The 23,006-nt window shown below is 71.0% G+C and carries 27 protein-coding genes; 14 read left to right on the top strand and 13 right to left on the bottom strand.

The window, feature by feature from the left end:
- Positions 1 to 22 precede the first annotated feature (22 nt).
- The 5 genes from EDF55_RS02450 to EDF55_RS02430 all read right to left on the bottom strand — a co-directional run bounded on the left by EDF55_RS02450 (position 23) and on the right by EDF55_RS02430 (position 5,543).
- Positions 23 to 1,120: a glycoside hydrolase family 172 protein gene (locus EDF55_RS02450; protein ID WP_123653335.1), complete on the bottom strand. Its 1,098-nt coding sequence runs from the start codon at positions 1,118 to 1,120 to the stop codon at positions 23 to 25.
- A 47-nt stretch (positions 1,121 to 1,167) separates the two neighbouring features.
- Positions 1,168 to 1,956, bottom strand: a complete 789-nt coding sequence (locus EDF55_RS02445; protein ID WP_243698391.1) for a carbohydrate ABC transporter permease — start codon at positions 1,954 to 1,956, stop codon at positions 1,168 to 1,170.
- A gap of 107 nt (positions 1,957 to 2,063) precedes the next feature.
- Entirely contained in the window at positions 2,064 to 2,921 is an 858-nt protein-coding gene (locus tag EDF55_RS02440) for a carbohydrate ABC transporter permease (protein WP_123653838.1), read from the bottom strand.
- A 146-nt stretch (positions 2,922 to 3,067) separates the two neighbouring features.
- Complete coding sequence (locus tag EDF55_RS02435; protein ID WP_123653333.1) at positions 3,068 to 4,390, bottom strand: ABC transporter substrate-binding protein; 1,323 nt, start codon at positions 4,388 to 4,390, stop codon at positions 3,068 to 3,070.
- A gap of 109 nt (positions 4,391 to 4,499) precedes the next feature.
- The gene (locus EDF55_RS02430) at positions 4,500 to 5,543 is read right to left on the bottom strand and encodes a LacI family DNA-binding transcriptional regulator (RefSeq protein WP_123653332.1); all 1,044 of its coding nucleotides are present in this window, start codon (positions 5,541 to 5,543) and stop codon (positions 4,500 to 4,502) included.
- 204 nt (positions 5,544 to 5,747) lie between these two features.
- Here EDF55_RS02430 and EDF55_RS02425 point away from each other — a divergent pair, with 204 nt between their 5' ends.
- Genes EDF55_RS02425 through EDF55_RS02415 form a run of 3 tightly spaced genes read left to right on the top strand, consistent with a single transcriptional unit; the run spans position 5,748 to position 8,311 of the window.
- Positions 5,748 to 7,175, top strand: coding sequence for a ferric reductase-like transmembrane domain-containing protein (locus EDF55_RS02425; protein ID WP_123653331.1), 1,428 nt, complete (start codon positions 5,748 to 5,750; stop codon positions 7,173 to 7,175).
- Entirely contained in the window at positions 7,172 to 7,621 is a 450-nt protein-coding gene (locus tag EDF55_RS02420; RefSeq protein ID WP_260235741.1) for an FMN-binding protein, read from the top strand. The genes EDF55_RS02425 and EDF55_RS02420 overlap by 4 nt, the downstream gene beginning before the upstream one ends.
- A gap of 21 nt (positions 7,622 to 7,642) precedes the next feature.
- Positions 7,643 to 8,311: an FAD:protein FMN transferase gene (locus EDF55_RS02415; RefSeq protein WP_260235826.1), complete on the top strand. Its 669-nt coding sequence runs from the start codon at positions 7,643 to 7,645 to the stop codon at positions 8,309 to 8,311.
- Between the two features lie 105 nt (positions 8,312 to 8,416).
- Here EDF55_RS02415 and EDF55_RS02410 read toward each other — a convergent pair whose 3' ends face one another.
- Complete coding sequence (locus EDF55_RS02410; protein WP_123653329.1) at positions 8,417 to 9,490, bottom strand: hypothetical protein; 1,074 nt, start codon at positions 9,488 to 9,490, stop codon at positions 8,417 to 8,419.
- 113 nt (positions 9,491 to 9,603) lie between these two features.
- Positions 9,604 to 10,044, bottom strand: a complete 441-nt coding sequence (locus tag EDF55_RS02405) for a MarR family winged helix-turn-helix transcriptional regulator (RefSeq protein WP_123653328.1) — start codon at positions 10,042 to 10,044, stop codon at positions 9,604 to 9,606.
- A gap of 62 nt (positions 10,045 to 10,106) precedes the next feature.
- Here EDF55_RS02405 and EDF55_RS02400 point away from each other — a divergent pair, with 62 nt between their 5' ends.
- On the top strand, positions 10,107 to 10,475 hold the full coding sequence (locus EDF55_RS02400; RefSeq protein ID WP_123653327.1) for a VOC family protein: 369 nt from the start codon (positions 10,107 to 10,109) through the stop codon (positions 10,473 to 10,475).
- A 25-nt stretch (positions 10,476 to 10,500) separates the two neighbouring features.
- Here EDF55_RS02400 and EDF55_RS02395 read toward each other — a convergent pair whose 3' ends face one another.
- Positions 10,501 to 11,127, bottom strand: a complete 627-nt coding sequence (locus EDF55_RS02395) for a TetR family transcriptional regulator (RefSeq protein WP_123653326.1) — start codon at positions 11,125 to 11,127, stop codon at positions 10,501 to 10,503.
- 119 nt (positions 11,128 to 11,246) lie between these two features.
- Between EDF55_RS02395 and EDF55_RS02390 the strand changes: the two genes are divergently transcribed.
- From EDF55_RS02390 to EDF55_RS02380, 3 genes are all read left to right on the top strand, one after another.
- Positions 11,247 to 13,001, top strand: a complete 1,755-nt coding sequence (locus EDF55_RS02390) for a CocE/NonD family hydrolase (RefSeq protein ID WP_123653325.1) — start codon at positions 11,247 to 11,249, stop codon at positions 12,999 to 13,001.
- The gene (locus EDF55_RS02385; RefSeq protein WP_123653324.1) at positions 12,998 to 13,654 is read left to right on the top strand and encodes a hypothetical protein; all 657 of its coding nucleotides are present in this window, start codon (positions 12,998 to 13,000) and stop codon (positions 13,652 to 13,654) included. The genes EDF55_RS02390 and EDF55_RS02385 overlap by 4 nt, the downstream gene beginning before the upstream one ends.
- A gap of 94 nt (positions 13,655 to 13,748) precedes the next feature.
- Positions 13,749 to 14,735, top strand: coding sequence for a squalene cyclase (locus tag EDF55_RS02380; protein ID WP_123653323.1), 987 nt, complete (start codon positions 13,749 to 13,751; stop codon positions 14,733 to 14,735).
- Between the two features lie 16 nt (positions 14,736 to 14,751).
- On the opposite strand, the gene EDF55_RS02375 is transcribed toward EDF55_RS02380, so the two are convergent.
- A complete protein-coding gene (locus EDF55_RS02375; protein ID WP_123653322.1) occupies positions 14,752 to 15,231 on the bottom strand; it encodes a MarR family winged helix-turn-helix transcriptional regulator in 480 nt (159 codons plus the stop codon).
- A gap of 92 nt (positions 15,232 to 15,323) precedes the next feature.
- Here EDF55_RS02375 and EDF55_RS02370 point away from each other — a divergent pair, with 92 nt between their 5' ends.
- A complete protein-coding gene (locus tag EDF55_RS02370) occupies positions 15,324 to 16,256 on the top strand; it encodes an NADP-dependent oxidoreductase (protein WP_123653321.1) in 933 nt (310 codons plus the stop codon).
- Between the two features lie 35 nt (positions 16,257 to 16,291).
- Positions 16,292 to 17,239: a hypothetical protein gene (locus EDF55_RS02365; protein ID WP_123653320.1), complete on the top strand. Its 948-nt coding sequence runs from the start codon at positions 16,292 to 16,294 to the stop codon at positions 17,237 to 17,239.
- Positions 17,240 to 17,448: 209 nt separating this feature from the next.
- On the opposite strand, the gene EDF55_RS02360 is transcribed toward EDF55_RS02365, so the two are convergent.
- Entirely contained in the window at positions 17,449 to 18,024 is a 576-nt protein-coding gene (locus EDF55_RS02360) for an acetyltransferase (protein ID WP_123653319.1), read from the bottom strand.
- 38 nt (positions 18,025 to 18,062) lie between these two features.
- On the opposite strand from EDF55_RS02360, the gene EDF55_RS02355 reads away from it, so the two are divergent.
- Entirely contained in the window at positions 18,063 to 18,905 is an 843-nt protein-coding gene (locus EDF55_RS02355) for an esterase family protein (protein WP_123653318.1), read from the top strand.
- Positions 18,887 to 19,573, top strand: a complete 687-nt coding sequence (locus tag EDF55_RS02350) for an HAD family hydrolase (protein ID WP_123653317.1) — start codon at positions 18,887 to 18,889, stop codon at positions 19,571 to 19,573. The genes EDF55_RS02355 and EDF55_RS02350 overlap by 19 nt, the downstream gene beginning before the upstream one ends.
- Here the strand turns inward: EDF55_RS02350 and EDF55_RS02345 are convergent.
- From EDF55_RS02345 to EDF55_RS02335, 3 genes are read right to left on the bottom strand one after another with little or no spacing between them, the layout of a single operon-like run.
- Positions 19,560 to 19,913 carry a hypothetical protein gene (locus EDF55_RS02345; protein WP_123653316.1) on the bottom strand — a complete coding sequence of 118 codons (354 nt, stop codon included), beginning with the start codon at positions 19,911 to 19,913 and terminating at the stop codon, positions 19,560 to 19,562. The genes EDF55_RS02350 and EDF55_RS02345 overlap by 14 nt on opposite strands.
- On the bottom strand, positions 19,913 to 20,605 hold the full coding sequence (locus EDF55_RS02340; RefSeq protein ID WP_260235739.1) for a GH25 family lysozyme: 693 nt from the start codon (positions 20,603 to 20,605) through the stop codon (positions 19,913 to 19,915). Before EDF55_RS02340 ends, EDF55_RS02345 begins: the two co-directional genes overlap by 1 nt.
- A 53-nt stretch (positions 20,606 to 20,658) precedes the next feature.
- Positions 20,659 to 21,168 (bottom strand): tetratricopeptide repeat protein, encoded by a 510-nt coding sequence (locus EDF55_RS02335; RefSeq protein WP_123653315.1) that lies wholly within the window; start codon positions 21,166 to 21,168, stop codon positions 20,659 to 20,661.
- A gap of 66 nt (positions 21,169 to 21,234) precedes the next feature.
- On the opposite strand from EDF55_RS02335, the gene EDF55_RS02330 reads away from it, so the two are divergent.
- From EDF55_RS02330 to EDF55_RS02320, 3 genes are read left to right on the top strand one after another with little or no spacing between them, the layout of a single operon-like run.
- Positions 21,235 to 21,879, top strand: coding sequence for a GNAT family N-acetyltransferase (locus EDF55_RS02330; RefSeq protein WP_123653314.1), 645 nt, complete (start codon positions 21,235 to 21,237; stop codon positions 21,877 to 21,879).
- A gap of 7 nt (positions 21,880 to 21,886) precedes the next feature.
- Positions 21,887 to 22,447, top strand: a complete 561-nt coding sequence (locus tag EDF55_RS02325) for a GrpB family protein (protein ID WP_123653313.1) — start codon at positions 21,887 to 21,889, stop codon at positions 22,445 to 22,447.
- 28 nt (positions 22,448 to 22,475) lie between these two features.
- A complete protein-coding gene (locus tag EDF55_RS02320; protein ID WP_123653312.1) occupies positions 22,476 to 22,835 on the top strand; it encodes a YciI family protein in 360 nt (119 codons plus the stop codon).
- Positions 22,836 to 23,006 lie beyond the last annotated feature (171 nt).

Here is a 23,006-nt window from a genome sequence, read left to right as displayed (position 1 = left end):
GGGCCTCCCGTCCATCACGTGCTCACCTCGGGACGCGACCCGCTGCCGCGGGCAGGTCCGGGAACGGGCGGTGCGGCTCCGTCTGGTACCAGTAGGCGACGGTGCTGATGTCGTCCGAACGCTCGAACAGCCCGTGGTCCCACGTCCCGATCTGCTGCACCGTCACGCGGAGGTCGCGCGCGAACCAGATCGGGTCCGGCAGGTGCCAGCGGTACAGCGCGTGCATCGGCGCGGTGGCCTGCAGGAAGGTCGCAGCTCCGGTGGTGTCCCGGCTGCTGCAGAAGGGGTACCCGAAGTACGGCGCGCTGAAGGTGAGCGGGACCGGTTCCGGATCGGAGCGGAGCTCGTCCTGGAACGCCCACGCGCCCCCGGCGTAGTCCTCGAGTCCGGTGCTGCAGAGCGACGGCAGGTCGTCGTCCCCGTCGATGAAGAACTTCACCTCGCCCTCGCCCCACCAGAACCTGCTCAGCGATGCGAGGGCCACGTAGGTGCCGACGTACCGCCCGCTCCCCTGCACGCCGTCGAGGATCACGTGGTCCTCGCCGAGTGCGGTCGACGCGTTCGACCGACGCCACTGCGCGTGGAAGTAGGGGGTGTCCTCGGCGATCTCGTCACCCGTGGTGAGGTCGACCTGGAAGAACACGTGCTCGAGGTCCGCGCCGTGCTCGCTGCTCAGCGAGATCCGGGCGTGCTTCCGGAACGGCATCGGGAAGTAGCTGTTCATGCCGCCGGTGGGCGCGACCGTGACGGGCTCCGACGTGACGAGGGCCCTGGTCGCGAAGCCGTTGCAGAAGAAGTCGCCGAGGGGCACCTCGATCGACGGGGTCTCCTCGTCGTCCCAGTGGGCACGGAGCACCAGGTCGCGGAGGACGAACGGTCCGGCGTCGGTCGCGTCCGCCACGGTGATCCAGATGTGGCGGATCACTCCGGGCCCGTCGATGTCGACCAGGTCGATCGTGCCGCCGGCGGGCAGACTCGACCACGCGCTGCCCTTCCGGCCCGGGCCGAGCGCGGAGGACGCCGCCGCCGCGGCCCCGAACGCCCCGGCGGGGTTCTCGGCGTTGATCGACCGCGACCGCACGCCGGCGGGCGGTGCGAGTTCGGTGATGGTGGGGAGCATGGAGCCTCCGGTGTTCGAGAGCGGTTTGGTGGTCGGTTCCGGGGCGGTCACTTCACCGCGCCGGCGGTGACGCCGCGGCTCAGGGTGCGCTGGAAGATCAGGAAGAAGACCAGGGTCGGCAGCAGTGAGAGCAGGGACCCGGCGTTCAGGGCGGTCAGGTTGATGCTGTTCTGGCCCTGCAGGGTCGCGAGGGCGATCGGCACGGTCTGCGCGGACTGGTCCGTGAGGAGCACGAGCGGGATGTAGAACTCGTTCCAGGTCCAGACGAAGAAGAAGACGACGAGTACGGACAGCGTGGGTCGGAGTACCGGGAAGACGACGGACCAGAGGATCCGGAAGCGACCGGCACCATCGAGGGCCGCCGCTTCGAGCAGTGACTCCGGGATCGTGCTCATGACGCTCGAGAGCAGGTAGGTGCCGAACGCCGCCTGCAGGACGGTGAAGACGATCACCACGCTCCACACGGTGTTGAAGAGGCCGGTCGCCTGTGCACCGTAGAAGAGCGGGTAGATCAGCGACTCCTGCGGGAGCATCGTCGCCAGGAGGAACACGGCGAGCAGCCACCCGCGACCGCGGATCCGACCGATCCCGATCCCGTAGGCGGTGATCAGTGCGAGTGCCGTCCCGAGGATCGCGACCAGACTGGAGATCACGACCGAGTTCACGAGCGCCCGCGGGTAGTCGACGATCTCGAGGTACTGCTGGAACGCCTCGATGCTGAGGTGCCGGGGCAGGGCCAGCGGGCCGTGCGCGGAGTAGTCGGCACCGGTCTTGAAGGCGTTGAGGACCAGGAGCAGCAGGGGCGCCAGCATGAGCAGTGCGAACAACGCGGCCACTGCCAGGACGATCCATCGCGCAGGGCCCCTGCGCACACGTCTCCGCCGCGGCGGAGCCGGCGTGCGCTGCTCGGGTGTGCTCACGGTGGGTTCGGACAGGAGGGCGCTCATGCGGATTCCTTCCCCTCGGCATCGCGACGCTGCAGCCACATGAGGATGCCGGCGATGACGAAGATGACGATCGACATGACCGTCGCGATGGCGGAGCCGTACCCGACCTTCGAGAGCTCGAAGAAGTTCCGGTACGAGTAGTAGGACGGCACGACGGTGGAGCCTTCCGGTCCGCCACCGGTCAGGATGAGGATCGGAGCGAACACCTTGAGGGCGCCCACGGTGGCGGTGATCACCACGACGAACACCTCCGGCCGGATCTGCGGGAGCGTGATCGCGGTGAACCGGCGCCACCACCCGGCGCCGTCGAGCGACGCCGCCTCGTACAGTTCGGGGTCGACCCGCTGCAGCGCGGCCATGAAGACCACGACCGGGTAGCCGATCTGCAGCCAGACGAGCACGAGCATCACGGCGTAGATCGCGATGTCCGGGTTGCCGAGCCAGTCGGGCGGATTGCTGTCCCCGAACACGGCGAGGACGCTGTTGAGCAGCCCGTTCTGGGTCGCGAGCACCCAGCTCCAGACGAACCCGGCGACCGCGATCGGCAGGATCTGCGGCAGGTAGTACATGGCGCGCAGCGTCGCTGCGACCTTCGGTCCGAACTCGCGGCCGAGGTAGTCGAACAGCATCGCCGCGAGCACGAGCCCGATCAGGGTCGGCACCACGACGATGCCGACGATCATGAACACCGAGTTCTTGAACGCCAACCAGAACTGGGAGTCGGCGAGCAGGTCGACGTAGTTGCCGAGTCCGTACCAGCGCATCGGGGCGAGCCCGCCCTTCCACTGGAAGAGGCTGTACCAGACGTTCATCGCGAAGGGCAGCAGGACGATGGCGAGGGTGCCGAGGATCATCGGCACCAGGTACCACCAGTACGAGTGCTGGCGGTCCCGGCGTCGGACGCCGGGAGATCCGGTGGTTCGTTGCGTGAGTGCGGTCATCGCGGTCTCCTCGGAGGTGGGGCGGGCGCCACGACGGCACCCACCCCACGGGGTCGGGTTCAGCCCTGGTTGACGGTCTTCTTGCCGTCGTCGTAGAACTGCTGCAGCTTGGTGAGGTACTCGTCCGCCGTCTCGTTGCCGTTCGACATCGCCGACATGTTGTTCTGGATGAAGTCCAGGAATCCGGGAACCGGGTAGTCCGGGTAGAACGAGAGCGTGTCGTCGGCGACGACCTCGTCGAAGCGCTGCGTGTACGCCTTCGTCACCGGGTCGGAGATCGCGTCCGTGTCACCGGCGAGCGGCAGACCACCGAGTTCGCCGATCTTGTCCTGCACGCGCTTGCTCAGCGTGGTGTTGATCCAGTCGTAGGCGAGTTCCTTGTTGCCCGCCTTCGCGGGAACACCCCAGAGGTGGCCGGACGAGCCCATCGACATGGACGCACCGGGGAGCGTGAAGGACCCCCAGCCGAACGTCGACTGGTCCTTGATCCGGCTGAACACGCCGTTGTTCCAGATGAGCATCCCCGTCTTGCCGCTGAGGAAGTTGACCGTCGCCTGCTCGTAGTTGAGGCCGCCCAGGTCCTTCCCGACGTACCCCTTGTCGATCCAGTCCTGGAACTCCTCGGTCCCGGTCTTCCACGGGTCCTTCGAGAAGTCGACCTTGCCCTTGAGGAACATGAAGTCGTCGATGTGCTTCCGGTCCGCGGCCGCCGACACGAGCGAGTACCAGATCCACATCTGGTTGAAGCCCTGGTTCACCGCCGCGGAGGACGAGATCGGCGTCGTGCCGGCGCCCTTGAGCTTCTGCATGTCGGTGACGAACTCGGCCATGGTCGTCGGCTCGGCGGTGATCCCGGCCTGCTTGAACTTGTCCTTGTTGTAGTAGAAGGTGACGTACTCGCCGACGTTCGGGATGCCGTACCACTTCCCGCTGCCGGCCTTGCCCTGCTCGTCGTACTTCGCGAACGACTGCATCGACCCGGTGATCTTGTCGTCCCACCCGTACTTCGTGACCTGGTCGTCGAGGTCCTGCAGCAGTCCCTGGCTGGTCAACTGACCGCCGTCGGCGTTGCCCTTGTTGAACTCGACCACGTCGGGGACCTTGTTGCCGCCGAGCACGAGCTTCGCGTTCTTCCGGAACCCGTCGAAGCTCGTCGTCTGGAACTTGACGTCGACGTCGGGGTGCTTCTTCTTGAAGATCTGGAGCGCGAGCTGCCAGCCCTGCCCCTGCGCGGTCGTCTTGTCCTCGTACTGCAGGATCGTGAACGTCTTGCCGTCCGAGGCCGATCCGGCGCTGCTGCACCCGGTCAGCGCTGCAACGGCGAGGGCGAGGGTGGCGATGGCAGTGATGCGCAGTGATCGGCGGTGTGGTGTTCGGTGCATGGTGCAGCTCCTTTGCTGATGGCGTTTCGGGATGCGCCGAGGCGCGCTCGACCAGCACGACGTGCAGGGCGCACGGCGTGGACGAGTGGGTCGAGACGGAGGGGTGGGATCAGGGGGGATCGCGCGGCGGTGCGACCGACCCGCGGATCACCAGGGGGCAGTGCATGCGCATGCCGGCGGGAGCGACCGACCGCGGTACGGAGCCGTCGATCCGGGCGAGGATCCGCTCGACCGCCCAGTCCCCCATGGCGCGGTGCGGCAGTTGCATGGTGGTCAGTCCGGGCTCCAGCGCTTCGGCGACGAACTCCTGGTTGTCGAAGCCGACGATGGAGAGGTCGGTAGGGATCGCGAGGCCCAGGGACCTGGCGACCTGGTAGAAGCCCATGGCGATCTGGTCGCCGAAGCAGAAGACCGCGGTCGGTCGCGCTGCTGTGGGCCGGTCGAGGAGGCGCTGCGCAGGAGCGATCGCACATCGGGTCGCGGCGTCCTCGGCGGTCACGACGAGCGCCGGATCGACCGGGAGTCCGGCGTCGGCGAGGGCTCGCCGGTACCCGCGGGAGCGCAGGGCGTCCGCGATCGGGTAGGCACTGACGCTGCAGAACCCGATGCGCCGGTGTCCCGCCTCGACGAGGTGCGTGACCGCGTCGTACGCACCGCGCTCCTCGTCCGGCACGACGAAGTCGGCGCTGGCTTCTTCCGTCTCCGGACGTCCGTCGAGCAGGACGACCGGCGTCGACGTCGGGACATCCGGCATCGTGACCTCGCGGTGGAACGTCGCCGCGACGATGAGCCCGTCGACGTTGCGCTGCAGGAGCGACTGCACCGCCGGGGTCTGCAGTTCCTCGTTCCCACCGGTGTCGACGAGCATCAGGACGTACCCGCGACGCCAGGCAGCCTCTTGCGCGCCGGCGAGCATGGCACTCGAGAACGGGACGGTCGCCACCCGGTCGGACACCAGCCCGATCGTCTGCGTCTGCTTCGACTTCAGCGACCGCGCCAGCTGGTTCGGGACGTACCCGAACGCGTCCGCCAGCTCACGGATCCGTTGCGCGACCTCGCGGTTGACCCGCCCGGCGTCACGGTCGTTGAGCACCAGCGAGACGGACGACACCGATACACCCACCTGGGCGGCGATGTCCTTCATCGTCAGCATGGCGCTCCTTCACGTCGATCGATCGACGGGCTTCGTCAATCGATTGATGTGACCGTACGAACGTCAAACGTCTTGACGCAAAGCGCCGTTACGCAACCGTTACGGACGGCGCCGTCCGGTACATCGGAAGACGGCACGAACCGCGCGGCAATCCCACGGCAGCACCACAGCCTCCCCATAGCGCCGCGCGGCTGAATCGACCCCATGACCGCCGCAGCCCCCCGCCCGACCACGCGCCCGCCGGCGCGCAGCCGGCCCCCGCTGCCGCACGACCGGCCGTACCGGCGCCGCGTCGCACGCCGTCGCGGTGTCGCGGACCTGCTCGGCATCACCGCCTGGGCCTCCGCCGCCATGGCCGTCACCCTCTGGCTGGCTTCCGGCACCGTCGACCTGGCCGGCGTCGGCCCCGTGGTCACGGCCGCGGGGATCGTCGCCGGGCTGGTCGGCACGGACCTGGTGCTCGTGATGCTCGTGCTCGCCGCGCGGCTGCCGTTCGTCGACCGGCTCGTCGGCCACGACGCCGCGATGCAGCAGCACGGCAAGCTCGGCAAGCCGGCGCTGTACCTGCTCCTCGCACATGCGGTGCTCCTGATCGTGGGCTACTCGCTCGAGGACGGCACGAACGTCGTGGCGGAGACCGTGGCGCTCTGGAACACCCCGGACATGGTGCTCGCGATCGTCGGGCTCGCACTGTTCGTCGCCGTGGTGTGGACGTCGATCGTCGCGGTCCGCCGTGTGCTGCCGTACGAGGCGTGGCACGCCGTCCACCTGCTCTCCTACGTCGCGGTGGGGGTCGCGATCCCGCACCAGCTCTCCGCGGGCGGGATCCTCGCCGCGGGGAGCTGGGAGCGCGTGTACTGGGTGGTCCTCTACGTGGTTGCGCTCGGGTCCGTCGCGGTGTTCCGGTTCGGGCTGCCTGCGCTCCGGAGCCTCCGGCACGGCGTCACGGTGGACCGCATCGAACGTGTCGGCGCCGACGTGGTGTCCGTGCACCTCCGCGGGCGGGACCTCGACCGGCTGCGCGCGGCGGGCGGCCAGTTCTTCATGTGGCGGTTCTGGACGGGCGGGACCTGGTGGCACGCGCACCCGCTGTCGCTGTCCGCTGCGCCGACGGACACGACGATGCGGATCACCGTCCGTGCACTCGGCCGGGGCAGCGCGGACCTCGCCGCGCTCCGGCACGGGACCCCGGTGAGCTTCGCGGGCCCGTACGGCATCTTCACCGAGGCGACCCGGACGAGCACCCGGATCGCGGTCGCGGCGAGCGGCATCGGGGTCACCCCGGTGCGCGCCTTCCTGGAGCGGCTCGACGCACCTCCGGGTGCCGTCACGATCCTGCTCCGCGGCCGTTCCGAGCAGGAGTCCTTCCTGTGGGACGAGATCCGCGACTGGGCTGCCCTCCACGGGCACCGCGTGTTCGCGAGCATCGGCCCGCGCGGTGCCGGACCCGCCGGCTGGTTGGCGGCGTCCGACACGGCCCGCGGCGTGTGGGCGGGCTCGGTGTTCCCCGACCTCGCCGACTCCGACCTGTACATCTGTGGTCCGGGACGGTGGAGCGACCTCGTCGAACGCGATGCGTTCGCCGCGGGTCTCCCCGTCGACCACCTGCACCGAGAGCGGTTCGACTGGTGAGGAAACGCATCGTGATCGGGGGCGCGCTGGTGTCCCTCGGGATCATCGCCGCCGGCGTCGAGGCCGGGAGCCTGCAGGCCACGCAGACGACGACCCAGGCCGGTGGGACCACCGGCACGGGCACCTCGGGGACGGAGAACGCGAGCTCCGGCTCCGGCTCGTCCGCCGCTGACGGCACCTACACGGGCACCGCGGTCAGCACCCGGTACGGCGACGTCCAGGTCGAGGTGACCGTCGCCGGCGGGAAGCTGACCGAGGTGACGGCACTGCAGCTCACCGACGACGATCCGCGCTCGTCGATGATCAGTGCGCAGGCGGCGCCCGTGCTGCGGCAGGAGGCCCTCACCGCGCAGTCCGCCCAGATCGACACGGTCAGCGGAGCCACGTACACCTCCGACGGGTACATCCAGTCGCTGCAGTCGGCACTCGACCAGGCGGGCATGTAGGTGCGCCGGGTCTTCGACACCATGGGGACCGTCGCCTCCGTGCACGTCGACGGGGCCAGCACGGAGTCGACCCCCGCCGTGCTCGACGACGTCGAGCGCCTGTTCGCCGGGATGGACGCCGAGTACAGCCGGTACCGGCCCGACTCCCCCGCCTCGCAGGTCGCCGACGGGCGGCTCGCGCTGACCCGGGCGAGCAGCGAGCACCGGGACATGTACGCCCGGGCGATCGCGTGGCGGAACGCGACAGGCGGGGCGTTCGAGCCCCACCGCGCGGACCGCAGCGTCGACCTGACCGGCATCGTCAAGGCCGCGGCGATCGAGGGGGCCGGTGCACTGCTCCGGAGTGCCGGGCACGCGGACTGGTGCGTCAACGTCGGCGGCGACGTGCTCGTCTCCGGGACGGTCACGGGCCGGGACTGGAACGCCGGCATCACCGACCCGGACCGCGCCGGCGAGGTCCTCCGCGTGGTCCGGCTGGCCGCCCCGCGGCGCGCCGTCGCGACCTCGGGGACCTCCGAACGCGGCGAGCACGTCTGGCGCACCGACCAGGACCGCGTCTACCGGCAGGTCACGGTGATCGCCGACGACGTGGTGACGGCCGACGTCCTGTCCACCGCGATCCTCGCGGGTGGGCCGGCGACGCTGCGCCTCGCCGTCGAGGCGTGGGCCGTCGACGTCGTCACCATCTGACGCGGTCCGGCCGGTCGGCGCGCGGTCGGTGGTCGCAACCGGATGACGGCCTGGAGGCCCGGTGCGGTCCGGCACCGGGCCTCCAGGCCGTCGATCGGTCGCGTCTCAGGCGCGTCGGCGCAGACGCCAGACCAGCAGCCCACCGCCGGCGGCCAGCAGGCCGAGTGCCCACGCGAGCAGGCCGGTGTCGTCCGCGCCGGTGTACGCGAGGGTGCCCGTCCCGCTGCCGTTCGCCGTGCCGGTGGCGGCCGCGACCGCGGTCGGTGTGGGCGCAGGCGTGGGCGTGGCGACCGGGGTCGTCGCGGCGGCGACCGCGAACCGGAGCACGCCGGTCACGTCCCCGTACGTCAGCGTCACGACGTGCGGCGAGGCGTGGGTGAAGGTGACCCGCCAGAGGGCCCGCGTGGCGTCCCAGGCGAACTCGTCGCTGGCGACGCTGCTCGTGATCGCGGGCTTCCCGCCCTGCTCCGGACCGTACAACGGGTTGTCGAAGCGGTCGACCGGCGTGGAGTCGATCCAGACCGACTGCCCCTGCTCCGCCGGGATCGTCGACACGGTCGCGTCGCCCTGGTACGCGGTGATCGTGCCGTCCTTGAGCAGCCACCCGGGCGCCTCGCCGTTCGGTCCGGAGACCACGTCGGCGACCACCTGCACGGGAGCGGCCGGCTGGACCTCGACCACGACGTGCTGCACCGCGCTCTGGTGCAGGTCGGTCGCGGTGACGTCGAACGGGTACGAGGTCGCGCTCGTGAGCGTGCCGCTGAGGACACCGGTCTGCTCGTCCCAGGTGAAGCCGTCGGCGCCGGCGAGGGGGTTGAACAGGTACTCGAGCGGACCGTCGCCGCCGTTCGCGACGAAGGTGTGGGAGAACGGCTCGCCGGCGGTGACCGTGAGGACGATCGGGTGCTGCGGCGTGGACGGCTCCGACCAGGTGACGGGCGTGCTGGCGGCCGGCGTGCTGGTCGCGGCCGGCGCGCTGCCGGGCGTGCTGACGGCCGGCGTGCTGCCGGGCGTGCTGACGGCCGGCGTGCCGGTCCCGGTCGGCGTCGGCGACGGCGACTCGGTCGCGGCGGTGGCGGCCGTCGCGCCGAACCCGAGCACCCCCGCAGTGGCGACGAGTGCGATCGTGGCGCCGACGACCGCGGTGCGGCGGTACCCCGGCTTCGTGGACTGGTTCATGGCATCCCCCTCGGATTCCCGGACGGAGCGTCTGAGGACGCCCCTACCCATGCAGTGTCAGTCTCCTGCCGTTCCTGACGAGCGAGTGTTGCGATCCGGTCTCGCTGTCGCCCTCAACGCAGGGAGCGGATCATGCTCTGGAGGCTCCGGAACGCCGCCGTCCGCTCGTCCCCCGTCATGCCGGTGAGCATCTTGTCCTCGACGGAGCGCACCGCGGCGCTCGCCTGCCCGAGGGTCCGTCGCCCCGCGTCGGTGAGACGCGTCGGGAGTGCCTTGCCGACCGGGGGTTCGGCCGCCCGGACCACGAGGCCGTCCCGCTCGAACGCCTGCAGCAACACGCTCATCGACTGCCGGGTGACGAACGCGCCTCGCGCCAGGTCGGAGTTCGACAACCCGGGGCGCTGGGCGAGCAGCTCGAGGCACGAGTACTGCGTCACGGTCAGCCCGAGCGGCCGCAGCACCGTCTCCATCGCGACCCGCAGTGCACTCGACGCCTCCTTCAGCAGGTAGCCGAGCGAGGTCTCGAGGTCGATCGCCGCTCCGTCTTGACTCATGTCAGTAGTCTGACATAGGTTGCCTCGTGTCAGAAGACTGACACCACACGAAGGAGCACACCATGCCGGTCACCGGTCCCGACTTCATCTCCCTGCAGACCCGCGACCTCGACGCGTCGCAGGCGTTCTACGAGCAGTACCTCGGGCTCGTCCGCTCCCAGGCGGGCCCGCCGCACGCCGTCGTGTTCGAGACGACTCCGATCGCCTTCGCGCTGCGGGACATCGTGCCCGGGACCGACCTCGCGTCCGTGCCACAGCCGGGCATCGGCGCGGCGATCTGGCTGCACGCCACCGACGTGCAGGACATCCACGACGCCCTCGTCGCCGACGGGCACACGATCGTCTCGGCGCCGATCGACGGCCCGTTCGGCCGGACGTTCACCTTCGCCGACCCCGACGGCTACCAGGTCACCCTGCACGACCGCGCCTGACCCGGGATCGCCCCGCGGCCGCGCCTCAGGAGTCGGCCGGGCCCACCAGGACGTGCTGGATCGCCGGCCCGACCACGGCGACGACGGCGTCGTGGTCGGCCTCGACGAGCGTCGGGACGCCGATGACCCGACGGCCGGTCACGATCCCGACGAGCATCGCGGCAGCCAGCCCGGCGCGGAGCGCCCGGTCCTCGGCCACCTCGGTCCCGCCGCGCCCCGCCCCGGCGACGAGCCGCGCCTGGATGAAGTCCCGGAGCTGCTTGTTGGCCTCGTCGTTCACCACCGCCCCGCGGAGCATCGCCATCAGCGGCTCGGACTCCTCGACCGGCCCCTCCCACGCCTCGAGGAACGCCCGCACGACGCGCTCGCCGAGGCGCTCGTCCGGCCCCTCGAACGCCGTGTCGAAGCGCCGGAGCGCGGTCGCGGGCACGGCCATCACCGCAGCGAAGAGGTCGTCCTTCGACCCGAAGAACTGCATCACCTGGGACGGGTCGACCCCGGCGTCCGCCGCGACCCGCCGGATCGTCGTCGCGGCGAAGCCGTCGCTGGCGAACCGCGCGCTGGCGGCGGCGAGCACCGTCGTCCGCGTGCTCGACGAACCGGGACGACGCCCGACGCGGCCGGCCTGCGCTGGCTGGTTCTCCGAGGTCATGCGCCGAATCTACCCGACGCCGGAATCCGTTCTCAACGCGTGTTGAGTTTCGGCGAGATCGGACGTACGCTCGCCACGACGACGAGCCCACGGAGGACTCCCGCACGAAGGAGATCACGATGACCGACCAGAGGATCACGACCCCGTCGACGCCGCTGCCCGCAGCCCGGACCGGCGTGCTCACCCCGTTCGAGCCCGGCACCCGCACGCTCCAGGCCGGGTTCAGGATCGCGCCGCAGTTCGCGCCGCTGCCGGTGGAAACGGTGTTCGACAAGGACGTCGCGATGCAGCTCCGCGACGGCACCACCATCCACGTCGACGTCTTCCGACCCGCGACCACGACCGGGACGGCGCCGACCCCCGTCCCGGTGATCCTCGCGTGGAGCCCCTACGGCAAGGCACAGGGCACCTCCCCCAGCGTGATGGGCGTGTTCGGACTCGTCGGCCTGCCGAACAGCACCGTGTCCGGGCTCGAGAAGTTCGAAGGAGCAGACCCGGCGTACTGGGTCGAGCACGGCTACGCGATCTGCAACGTCGACCACCGCGGGATCGACCAGTCCGAAGGGGACAGCGTGCTCTGGGACCGCCAGGACGGCCGCGACGCGTACGACGTCATCGAGTGGCTCGCCGAGCAGGAGTGGTGCGACGGCAAGGTCGGCATGAGCGGCACGAGCTACCTCGCCGTCTCGCAGTGGTTCGCCGCCGCCGAGCAGCCGCCGCACCTCGTCGCGATCAACCCGTGGGAAGGCGTCAGCGACGTCTACCGCGACCTCGTGATGCGCGGCGGGATGCCCGACACCGGGTTCGCGCAGCAACTCCAGGACGGCAGCTTCTTCGGGAAGGGCCAGAAGGAGGACATCCTCGCCGAGGTCGAGGCGTACCCGCTGATGACGGACCTCTGGGAGCAGAAGATCCCCGACTTCGCGAAGATCGCCGTCCCGGCGTACGTCGTCGCGAGCTACTCGAACACCCTGCACACCGCTGGCACATTCCGCGCCTGGCACCGGATGGCGAGCACCGAGAAGTGGCTCCGGATCCACAACGGCCAGGAGTGGCCGGACTACTACGACCAGGCGAACGTCGAGGACCTCCGCCGGTTCTTCGACCACTTCCTCAAGGGCGTCGACAACGGGTGGGAGCGGACCCCCACCGTCCGGTACTCGGTCCTCGACCTCGAGGGCGGCGACGAGGTCGCGGTCCCCGCCGACTCGTTCCCGCCGGCCGACGCCACCTCCACGAAGTACTTCCTCGACGCACGGACCCGGACCCTGTCCACCAGCGCGCCGTCCGACGCAGCGGAGGCGTCGTACGCCGTCGACGCGAACCCGGACGCCGTCTCGTTCATCACCCGCTTCGACGAGGAGACCGTCCTCGTCGGCCACCCGAAGGCACACCTGTTCGTCGAGGCTCGCGGCGCCGATGACATGGACCTGTTCGTGCTCGTCCAGAAGACCGACCGGTGGGGCACGCCGCTGCAGGCGTTCACCGTCCCGAACCAGTCTGCGATCGCACACGACCTCACCGACCACGGCGCGACGATCCTCCGCTACAAGGGTTCCGACGGCAGGCTCCGCGTGTCCGCCCGGCACCTCGACGAGACGCTGACGACCGACGACGTCCCCGCGCACACCTTCGACCGCGTCGAGAAGCTGGCCCCGGGCGAGATCGCCGAGATCGAGATCGACCTGCTCCCGGTCGGGCTGCGCTTCCACGCGGGGGAACAGCTGCGGTTCATCGTGAGCTCGCGGAACCTCCTCGGCACGCTGATGCCGGCCATCCGCGAGTACGTCGGTGCGAACTCCGGGGCGCACGTCGTGCACACCGGCGGCGACCACGCCTCGTACCTGCAGCTCCCCGTCCGGGCAGCGCGGTGACCGCCGCCACGGTCCGCCTGGCGGGCGAGGACACCGACGCCACGATCGACGGCTTCGAGCTGTTCTCCGCCCGCCGGGCACTCGCGCTCCTGAAGCGGAAGGCGGGACGCGCGCGGCTCCTCGAGCTCCTGGCCGACGAGATCGCCGCGGGAGACGCGTTCCTCCGCGGCCACCTCGAACGCTCCGGCGGCGAGGATACGACGGGCACGACCACGCTCCGTGCGCGCGGCATCACGGCCGCGGAGTTCGGGGCGTGGCTCGGCGCCGCGTTCGCCCGCGAGGACGTCATGCTCGCGGGCCACCCCGAGCACTACGCGATCCACGCGGAGCCCGGGCAGGACGTGAACATCGTCGAGACCCTGGACGAGTACGTGTGCTCGTTCTTCATGCACCCGTGGGACGACAGCCTGGTCGTCGAGCAGGAGCTCCCCGTCGCGGAGCCACCCGCTGGTCGACGGTCGCACATGCTGCTGGCCGACGGGACGGTCATCGGCTCCATCGCGAACACGTTCGTCGACGAGCCCGACGGCTTCACCGCCCGGCTCTCCGTCACGCTGCCGGCGTCCTGTGCACCAAGGGTCGTCGAGCAGCACCTGGAGCACTTCGCCGTCGAGTTCCGCACGTGGATCCTGCGGGCGGCGACCGAGCGCTAGTCCGGCCGGCATGGTGACGAGACGCGACCGACAGGCGGACGGGAGGCTCGGATCGGCCTGGCACCGAGCCTCCCGTCCGGCGTAGCCTCCGTCCATGGCTGCGGAACCCGCCCTCGTCGACTGGTTGCTGGAGACCGACCCGGCGGTGCGCTGGCAGGTCGAGCGAGACGTGCTGCGTGCGCCGGAGGAGCGATGGCGCGCGACCCGCGCCACGGTGCCCACCACCGGGTTCGGGGCGCGGCTCCTCGCGCTGCAGGACGAGGACGGCCAGTGGGCCGGCGGGGCGTACTTCCCGGCGCAGGACGCCGGGCACGACGTCGAGGGCGACGTGGACGACGCCGAGGGCCAGCCGTGGACGGCGACCACCTGGTCCCTGAACGCGCTGCGCCGGTGGGGTGTCGACGCGGCGGCACTCGCCGGGACCGCCGAGCTCCTCGCCCGGAACAGCCGCTGGGAGTACAACGACGCGCCGTACTGGAACGGCGAGGACGACTGCTGCATCAACGGGTTCACGCTCGCGAACGGGGCGTGGCTCGGGGCCGATGTGGACGGGCTCGCGGAGTGGCTGCCGGCGCACCAGCTCGAGGACGGGGGCTGGAACTGCGAGTGGGTCGAGGGCTCCACACGGTCCTCGTTCCACTCGACGCTCAACGTGATCGAGGGGCTGCTGGCGCACGAGGAGCTGACCGGCGGCAGCGATGCGCTCCGGCACTCACGGCACCGTGGTGAGGAGTACCTGCTCGAACGACACCTGCTCCGCCGCCTGTCGACGGGCGAACCGGTCGGACCGTGGACGGCGCACTTCACGTACCCGTTCCGGTGGGTCTACAGCGCGCTGCGTGCGCTGGACCACTTCCGCGCCGCCGCGCTCGTCGACGGCACCGTTCCGGACCCGCGACTCGCGGACGCGGTCCAGCTGGTCCGCGACGCCCGGGGCGCTGACGGACGCTGGGTGCAGGACGGCGTGCACGCGGGCCGGGTCTGGTTCGCGGAGGACGTCCCGCCGGGCGAGGCGTCGCCGTGGCTCACGCTGATCGGCACGCGGGTGCTCGACTGGTGGGACTCCGCGCAGCACGACTGACGGCTCGCCGAGGACGTCACTTCCGCCTGCGGGGTGCGGCTGAGCGCGGCGGGATGGCGCGGAGGTGCTCGCTCGCCCGGCCGAGGATCCGCGCGAGGTCGTCGGCGTCCGCGTCCGACAGCGTGGCGAACAGCAGGCTGTGCACGGTCTCGACGTGGCCGGGGAACACCGCCGCGAGGACGTCCCGACCGGCGTCGGTGATCGCGACGACGGTGCTCCGTTCGTCCTCAGGCGAGGGCGCCCGCGTGACGAGTCCCCGCTGGTCGAGCAGTTGCGCCTGGTATGTGAGCCCGCTGCGGCTGATCACCACGCCGTCCGCCAGGTCGGTCATCCGCTGCCGCCCGCCCGGGGTGTCGCCGAGGCGTGCGAGGAGCTGGAACTGCACGTAGCTGAGGTCCCCGACGTCGCGCAGCTGTCGCTCGACCGCGTGGCGGAGCAGGCTGCTGACCTCCGTGAAGGCGAAGTAGGCCGAGAGCTGCGTGGGCGTCAGTTCCATGACCTCATCCTACCCATTGCTTCGAGTTCGAAGCAGTGCTAGCGTCGGCGTCAGTTGCTTCAAACTCGAAGCACAAGTGAACGGAGCAGATCATGAAGGCAGCACGGTTCCACGAGGTGGGCGGTCCCGAGGTCCTGCGGATCGAGGACGTCCCCCAGCCGGTGCCGGGTGCGGGTCAGGTGCGCGTCCGCGTCGCCGCGTCCGCGTTCAACGCGGCGGACAACGGCATGCGGGCCGGGTTCCTCCCGATCCCGGTCGTCCTCCCCCACGTCCCCGGCTACGACGTGTCCGGCACCGTCGACGCGGTGGGTCCGGACGTCACCGGGCTCGCCGTCGGTGACGCGGTGTTCGGCTTCCTCCCGATGGAGCTGGACGGCGGAGCGGCCGAGTTCGTCGTGGCTCCGGCATCGGTCCTGACGGCGGCGCCCACCAGCATCCCGCTCCCCGACGCGGCCGCCCTGCCGTCCGTGGCGCTCACCGCGTGGCAGGCACTGTTCGACGACGGAGGACTCCGGGCCGGGCAGCGCGTGCTGATCGTCGGCGCCGGTGGTGTCGTCGGCAAGTACGCCGTCCAGCTCGCGAAGCGTGCCGGCGTGCACGTCGTCGCGACCGCGAGCCCGCGGAGCATCGACGCGGTGCGCGCAGCCGGGGCGGACGAGGTCGTCGACCACACGGCGACGGACCTCCTCGCCGCCGTCGAGGATCAGGTCGACGTGCTCCTCAACCTCGCCCCGATCGAGCCCGACCAGTTCGTGGCGCTCGTCGGTCTCGTCCGGGACGGCGGCGTCGTCGTCAGCACCACGGCGTGGATGGCCGCTCCGGACGACGCGTCCCGCGGGGTGCGGTCGGTGACGGTGTTCGTGCTGAGCAACCGCGACCGCCTCGCAGAACTCGCGACGCTCGTCGACCAGGGCGCGCTCACGGTCGAGGTCACGCGGCGCATCCCCCTCACCGCCCTGCCGGAACTGCACGCCGAAGCCAGCGAGGGGCGGGTGTCCGGAAAGGTCATCGTCCTGCCGGCCTGACCGTGGCGGGGCTGGTCATCGGCCAGGATGGTCGGATGCGCAGCAGGATCATCGGCCGTGGTGCCCTCATCGGGTACCGAGCCGGCATCGTCGGCGCGGCGGCGCTCTGGCTGGCGGTCGCCGTGTTCGTCGCCGCCGCGGGGCGGAACGACACGGGGTTCCTCGTCGTCGGGGCGCTTGCCCTCGGTCCGGCGCTGGTCCTGGTCGCGACCGCGGTCGGCACGGTGCTCGCAGCACTGGTCGCCCCGTTCGCCCCGGTGCTCTCGCGCACCGGAGGCCCGCGGAAGCTGCTCCTCGTCGCGTTCGCGTTGGTCGCGTTCTGCTGCTGGGGCTACGTCGCGGACGTCCTTCCCTCCCGGTACCTGATGTTCCTGCCGCTGGACAGCACGGTGTTCAACACGGCGACGCTGGTCCTCACCGCCGTCGGAGCACTCGGCGGGACCGTTACGTCGCTCACCGCGGTGCTGCGTCCCGTGCACCGGCCAACGGGTGCGACGGTCCGACGCATCGCGCTCACGACCGTGCTCGGTGGCGCGGCCGGGCTGCTCGGGTGGTGGCTCCGGCGTGGCAACGACCCGTGGTTCTCCGGCCTGCCGAGCTCAGGGACGTTCGTGGGCGCGGGATTCGGTCGGGTCCCCCTCGACCAGGACTGGGTGTGGGGCGTCACCACCGGCGCGCTGCTCGGGCTGATGGTGGCGACGGTCGCGACGTGGATCCGGCGCCCGGTGCTCCTCGTCCCCCTCGCCGCGGTCGCCGCGGGTGGTGCGGCGTTCGTGTCGGCGGTGACCGGGGTGATGTTCCCCGTCATCGAACTCACGGCGCCGATCACCGAGTTCCCGACGTCCGGTGGGTTCGCCAGTTCCGTCACCGCGCTGCCGCCGGCGGGGATCGCGGTCACCGTGGCGATCTGGGCCGTCGCGGGTGCCCTGCTCGGCGCCGCGGTGCTCGCGTGCGATCGACTCCTGCAGCGCACCCGTGCGTGACGGGCACGCACGTTCCGATCGCAGGATGACCGATCCGGTTCGCGCGGGCCGGACATCGTGAACCTGATCGGCCACGCGCTCGAAGGCCGTGACGTCGCCGGCGGAGCAGCAGGTTCCGAATCCTGTTTGACGGATCCGGTCGAGGATTCCCGTGCTCGCAGAACCGGATTCGTCACCGTCGCTGACGAAAACGTCCTCGCTCTTCTGGCTCACCGGCGCTCGAGGGTGACCCACTCCTCGTCGCGGACGTAGCCGAGCGCGTCGTTCGCGCGCAGGATGCCGGTGTTCTCGAGTGAGCCACCCGTCCGGAATCGTGCGACCCCGTCCGCGACCAGCTGCAGCACCGAGGCGGCCTTCACCGCGACACCGAGTCCCTGACGTCGAGCCCCGGGGTGTACCACCGTGAAGCCGGTCTCAGCAGCGGCTCCGTCCACGTCGACGTAGGTCATCGCGACGAGCGGCCCGTCGGTCGCGAAGGCGCCGAAGGCCCGTCGCGAGTCCGACGGCATCGCCGTCGAGCGGTCGAGCGGCTCGTGCTGGGTGGCGATGCTCCCGGGGTAGTCGTCCGCCGTGACGGCGTCGAGTCGCAGGACCGCGTCGACGTCGCCGGCGTCGAGCTCACGCACGGGGCCGGCTGCTCGCGACACGAGCGCACTGAGCCTCGCGTGGTCGATCCGGTCCGCATCCAGCTTCGCCCCGAAGGACCGGGCGACGACGGTCCAGCCGCCTGCTTCCAGTTCCACCCGCTCCGGAGCCCCGGCCGGCAGCACGATCTTCTCCCCCACGGCTCGATCCTCGCACGACCGCTCGGTACAGTCGACGCGTGGCCACGACGGTGCGGTACTCCCCCATCCCGACCTCCCAGGTCGACGTCACCTACGAGTACGGCCCGGACTCGGAGCCGCGCGCAGGAGTCGCGCCGGGGACGGTCGTCGAGCTGCACATGCCGCCGAGCCGTCGCTTCCCGGGCACGTCCCGCCGGATCTGGGTGCACCGGCCGGCTGGGCTGTCAGCTGAGGACGAAACCGCGGTGATGGTCTTCAACGACGGCTGGTGGTACCTCGACCCCGATGGCGACGTCCGCGGCGGGACTGTTCTCGACAACCTCGCCGCAGCGGACGACATCACCGCGATGACCAGTGTGTTCGTCGACCCAGGCATGCGCAACGCGGACGGCGTCGCGACCAAGCACCGGAACGCCGAGTACGACGCGTTCGACTCCGAGTACGCGGACTTCCTGCTCGACGAGGTGTTGCCGCTCGTCGAAGCGCGCTTCCGGATCTCGTCGGACCCGAGGATGCGCGGCATCTGCGGTGGGAGCAGTGGCGGGAACGCGGCACTCACCGCAGCCTGGTGGCGGACGGACGGCTTCGGGCGTGTCATCACGTTCAACGCGAGCTTCGCGCAGATGCCCGGGGGGAATCCGTACCCGTCGCTGCTCGCCAACGGGGACGCGCGGGCGATCAAGATCTTCCTCCAGGCCGCACACCGCGACCTGGACTGGGACCAGCGCGAGGACAACTGGTTCGCTGACAACCTCGACACTGCGTCGGCACTCGCGCGAGCCGGGTACGACGTCCGTCTCGTCGTCGGGGACGGTGGTCACAGTCCGAACCACGGTGGGGTGCTCCTCCCGGACGCGCTGCGATGGCTCTGGTCGGCGTGAGCGCCGTCGGGTTCGACCTCGACGGCACGCTCTTCGACCACCTCGGGTCGGCGCGAGACGGGGTCGAGTCCTTCTTCCGGTCGCTCGGCGTGGAGCCGACCGAAGTGGCGGTGACCTCCTGGTTCACGGCGGAACAGCGGGAGTTCGAACGCTGGCGGAGCGGGCAGATCAGCTTCCAGGAGCAACGCCGGGCGCGGCTCCGTGCCGTCCTCCCGCCGCTCGGCGTCGAGCTGCCGACGGGCGACCACGACCTGGATGCGCTGTTCGAGGAGTACCTGCGCGCCTACCGGGGCGCCTGGCGGGCGTTCCCGGACAGCCGGTCGCTCCTGCGCCAACTCCGGTCGACCGGATACCGAGTGGGCCTGTTGACGAACGGGATCGAATCGCAGCAACGCGACAAGCTCGATCTGATCGGGCTCTCCGACGAGTTCGACGCGATCTGCGTGTCCGAGTCGATCGGCGTGCAGAAGCCCGATCCGCGTGCCTTCGCCGCGCTGGCCACCGCGCTGTTCGTGGCGCCGGCCGACTGCGTGTTCGTCGGCGACGACCCGGAGACCGACATCGACGGCGCCCGAGCCGCCGGAATGCGCTCGCTCCTCATCGACCGCGGGGGTCAGGACAGGGCCGGCATCACACGCGTGGTCCTCGCTGAGCTCAGTGCACGCTAGCGGCGTCCATCGAAGCCAACGCCACACCGACCACGGGTGACAAGGCGAGCACCACTCCCGCCAGCACGAGCCACCACCGGTTACGACTCGAGTACGTGCCGCACACGGTTACGACCATGATCGCGACCAGTGCCAGGACGGCACCGCCCAGCAACATCGCCGTGGCACTCGGCGACCGCGTGTCGGCCAGCAGCACGACGTTGACCACTGATGAGACGAGCACGGCCGTCCACCCGATGATCAGCGGCAACCGTGACGCGGTGCCGTCCGGACCGGCGGCCCGATCCGTGCGTTCGGGGAAGAGGTCGACGTCGTCGCCCGGGTCCTGCCACGCGTCCATCACGGCAGCCGCATCGCGTCGAGGTCGGCCCGGCTGCCGCGGAACGCGTTCCGGTCGATGAACGCCTCGTCGCCGTCGTACCCGTCGAGCCGCTCGCGGGCGGACCACTGCCAGAACGTCCAGTCGCGGCCGTCGTCGACGTGCGGTGTGGTCAGGACCGACCGGAACCAGATCGGGTTGTCGGGGTAGGCGTCCGCGAGGTAGCGCTCGTACCAGTCCCGCGTCGCGTACAGCACGGCGGGGCGTCCGTAGTGCCGCTCCACCGCCGCCAGCAGCGGGTCGAGCACCGCACGGACCTCGGCTCGCGACGGCGGCGCGTCGCAGTAGGCCGCGTAGCACTCGACGTCGACGACGAGCGGGAGGTCACCGCTCCGGCGATCGACGGTCGCGAAGACGTTCGCGGCCTGCGCAGCGCCCGAGCTGTCGATGCTCAGGAAGTGGTACGCCCCGACGAGCAGGTCCGTCTCGTGGGCAGCTGACCAGTTCGCCGCGAACCGGGAGTCCTGCGTGCCAGCGCCCTCGGTGGCCTTGAGGTACGCGAAGTCGATGTGCTGCCGCGCGAGCACCGGCCAGTCGATCGCGCCCTGGTACGCCGAGACGTCCACGCCCTGCACCGGGTACCGGAGCGCCGCGACCCGCGTCGGCCACACGATCCCCGACACGAGCAGCGCGGCCACCGCGGCGGCGGCCACGATCACCGACCCGCCAGTGACCAGCGCAACACGTCGAGCCCCCATCCGGCGCACTACCCGTCCGTCAGGGCCGCCGCGTACGCGCGGACCGAGCGGTGGTACCTCGGCAGCGTCGGTTCGACGGCCTCGATCGCGACACGGAGCGCCTCGTCCGTCCGACCGGCGCTGTGCAGCGCGAGGGCGAGGAACACGCGCGGCGCAGCACCGGTCGCGGGATGGGCGGGTGCGTCGCGCAGCATCGCGATCGCCTCGTCGACGCGGTCGAGGTTCCGCAGCGTCGACGCGTGCTGCACCACGAGCTGGGCGGCGCGCTCGGGGTCGATCGTGCCGAGGCCGTCGGCCGTGGCGCGCGCGTACTGCTCGTCGGCCTCGGCCTCGTGCCCCGCGGAGTCGAACGCTCCGCCGAGTTCGAACGCGCCGAGTGCCGGGTGCGGCGCGCGAGCAGCGAGATCGCGCATCGCGCCGAGCCGTTCCTCGTCGCCGAGCGAGTCATCCGACCACAGCGCCGCGACCTGCGCTTCCCAATCGTCGGCGGGAACGGATGCGGCTGGGGCGTCGGTCATCCCATCAGGCTAGGTGCCCACGCGGGCGCGCCGTCACGGGACGCGCGGGCCTCGTATCGTTGGTCGATGGACCTTGCACACGTGTGGCCGTTGTTCGGGCTCCGGCTCGTCTCGCCGCGACTGGAGCTCCGACCGGTGCGGGACGAGGACCTGCCCGGCCTGGTCGAGGCAGCGCTGTCCGGGGTGCACGATCCGGCGCGGATGCCGTTCGGCGTCCCGTGGACGGACGCCGAACCCGATGCCCTGGCACGGTCGTTGGCGCAGTACCACTGGAAGCTCCGCGCCGGAGTGACTCCGGATTCGTGGGGTGTGTCCTTCACGGTGCTCCGTGACGGCGCCCCCATCGGCGTCCAGGAGCTGCACGCGCGCCGGTTCGGTGCGCGGAGGACGGTCGAGAGCGGCTCCTGGCTCGCGTCAGCGCACCAGGGCGTCGGACTCGGGACGGAGATGCGGGCGGCGCTGCTGACCTTCGCGTTCGACGACCTCGACGCCGACTGGGCCGAGTCGAGCGCCGCCGCGTGGAACGATGGCTCGCTCCGCGTCTCGGAGAAGCTCGGCTACGAGCGGAACGGGGTCACGCGGTCGCAGACCCGACCCGGTGAGACGGTCGACGAGGTCCGTGTCCGCCTGGCCCGGGACGACTTCGTCCGCCCGGACTGGCAGCTCGAGCGACACGGGGTCGACACAGCACGCGCGTCCCTGCTGGGATGATGCAGCGATGAGCGCGCACGAGGACGTCACCACGGTCGATGTCGTCGGCGGCCCCGAGCCCGTCGCGGTCGAGCTCCACGAGTACGACGAGCGGTGGCCGGACGTGTACGCCGAGCACCGGCAGCGGATCAGCCGAGCACTGGCGGGCACGGACGTCGACATCGAGCACATCGGGTCGACGTCCGTCCCCGGGCTGGCCGCGAAGCCGATCATCGACATCGTGGTCGCCGTCGACGACATCACCGCTGAGCAGGGATACCTCGACCCGCTCCTCGCCGCCGGCTACGAACTCCGGGTCCGGGAGCCCGGGCACCGGCTCGTCCGCACCCCGGCACGTGACGTCCACGTGCACGTCTACGAGCGGGGTGACGCCGCGGTGCAGGAGTACCTGCTCCTCCGTGACCACCTGCGCCGGGACGCGGCCGACCGCGCGCTGTACGCCGACACCAAGCGCGCCCTGCTGCGCAGGCACTGGGACGACATGAACGACTACGCGGACGCGAAGACCGCGGTGATCCTCGCGATCAAGGAGCGGGCGCGCGCAACCGGCGATGCCGGAGGGGTGTAGGAATCACCCATCACGGAAGGACGATGACGTGCCGCTCTTCGCAGCCCTGATCTACGCACCCGACTCCGCCCACGCGCCCGACGCGACGCCCGAGGACATCAAGGAGTGCGACGACCACGCCGGCGAGCTCCTGGCCGCCGACTCGATGCTCGTCGCCTACGCACTGACCCCGCGGGAGTACGCCGTGTCGGTCCGCGTCGAGGGATCCACGCCCGGGCCGTTCGTCGACACCGGGCAGATCGTCGCCGGCTTCTACGTCATCGAGGCGACCGACCTCGACGAGGCGGTCCGCATCGCGGCGACGAACCCGGTCGCACGGACCCCGGGCAGTGGCGTCGAGGTGCGTCCGGTGCACAGCGGCGGCGTGATCCGGGCGCCGCGCGAGTGACCCCGTCGCGCCGGACCGGGGTGCCGCGGATCGCGTGACGGCCCCCGAACGGGGCACAGATGAGGCAAGATGTTCGGGGACGCGTCACCCACTACGACGTGTCCGAACCTGCCCGCTTCCCGCGCCCGAGCCCACGAGGAGCCCGACATCTCGACTCGAAGCACGTGCACG

It is taken from the genome of Curtobacterium sp. ZW137, assembly GCF_003762905.1.
Classification (GTDB): domain Bacteria; phylum Actinomycetota; class Actinomycetes; order Actinomycetales; family Microbacteriaceae; genus Curtobacterium.
This window is presented reverse-complemented; position numbering and strand designations above follow the sequence as displayed.

What these genes read in the sequence shown, in the direction of transcription:
- EDF55_RS02450 (WP_123653335.1), bottom strand. Translation starts at nt 1,120, where the DNA reads ATGCTCCCCACCATCACCGAACTCGCACCGCCCGCCGGCGTGCGGTCG.
- EDF55_RS02440 (WP_123653838.1), bottom strand. Translation starts at nt 2,921, where the DNA reads ATGATCCTCGGCACCCTCGCCATCGTCCTGCTGCCCTTCGCGATGAAC.
- EDF55_RS02435 (WP_123653333.1), bottom strand. Translation starts at nt 4,390, where the DNA reads ATGCACCGAACACCACACCGCCGATCACTGCGCATCACTGCCATCGCC.
- EDF55_RS02430 (WP_123653332.1), bottom strand. Translation starts at nt 5,543, where the DNA reads ATGCTGACGATGAAGGACATCGCCGCCCAGGTGGGTGTATCGGTGTCG.
- EDF55_RS02425 (WP_123653331.1), top strand. Translation starts at nt 5,748, where the DNA reads ATGACCGCCGCAGCCCCCCGCCCGACCACGCGCCCGCCGGCGCGCAGC.
- EDF55_RS02415 (WP_260235826.1), top strand. Translation starts at nt 7,643, where the DNA reads ATGGGGACCGTCGCCTCCGTGCACGTCGACGGGGCCAGCACGGAGTCG.
- EDF55_RS02410 (WP_123653329.1), bottom strand. Translation starts at nt 9,490, where the DNA reads ATGAACCAGTCCACGAAGCCGGGGTACCGCCGCACCGCGGTCGTCGGC.
- EDF55_RS02405 (WP_123653328.1), bottom strand. Translation starts at nt 10,044, where the DNA reads ATGAGTCAAGACGGAGCGGCGATCGACCTCGAGACCTCGCTCGGCTAC.
- EDF55_RS02400 (WP_123653327.1), top strand. Translation starts at nt 10,107, where the DNA reads ATGCCGGTCACCGGTCCCGACTTCATCTCCCTGCAGACCCGCGACCTC.
- EDF55_RS02395 (WP_123653326.1), bottom strand. Translation starts at nt 11,127, where the DNA reads ATGACCTCGGAGAACCAGCCAGCGCAGGCCGGCCGCGTCGGGCGTCGT.
- EDF55_RS02390 (WP_123653325.1), top strand. Translation starts at nt 11,247, where the DNA reads ATGACCGACCAGAGGATCACGACCCCGTCGACGCCGCTGCCCGCAGCC.
- EDF55_RS02380 (WP_123653323.1), top strand. Translation starts at nt 13,749, where the DNA reads ATGGCTGCGGAACCCGCCCTCGTCGACTGGTTGCTGGAGACCGACCCG.
- EDF55_RS02375 (WP_123653322.1), bottom strand. Translation starts at nt 15,231, where the DNA reads ATGGAACTGACGCCCACGCAGCTCTCGGCCTACTTCGCCTTCACGGAG.
- EDF55_RS02370 (WP_123653321.1), top strand. Translation starts at nt 15,324, where the DNA reads ATGAAGGCAGCACGGTTCCACGAGGTGGGCGGTCCCGAGGTCCTGCGG.
- EDF55_RS02365 (WP_123653320.1), top strand. Translation starts at nt 16,292, where the DNA reads ATGCGCAGCAGGATCATCGGCCGTGGTGCCCTCATCGGGTACCGAGCC.
- EDF55_RS02350 (WP_123653317.1), top strand. Translation starts at nt 18,887, where the DNA reads ATGGCTCTGGTCGGCGTGAGCGCCGTCGGGTTCGACCTCGACGGCACG.
- EDF55_RS02345 (WP_123653316.1), bottom strand. Translation starts at nt 19,913, where the DNA reads ATGGACGCGTGGCAGGACCCGGGCGACGACGTCGACCTCTTCCCCGAA.
- EDF55_RS02335 (WP_123653315.1), bottom strand. Translation starts at nt 21,168, where the DNA reads ATGACCGACGCCCCAGCCGCATCCGTTCCCGCCGACGATTGGGAAGCG.
- EDF55_RS02330 (WP_123653314.1), top strand. Translation starts at nt 21,235, where the DNA reads ATGGACCTTGCACACGTGTGGCCGTTGTTCGGGCTCCGGCTCGTCTCG.
- EDF55_RS02325 (WP_123653313.1), top strand. Translation starts at nt 21,887, where the DNA reads ATGAGCGCGCACGAGGACGTCACCACGGTCGATGTCGTCGGCGGCCCC.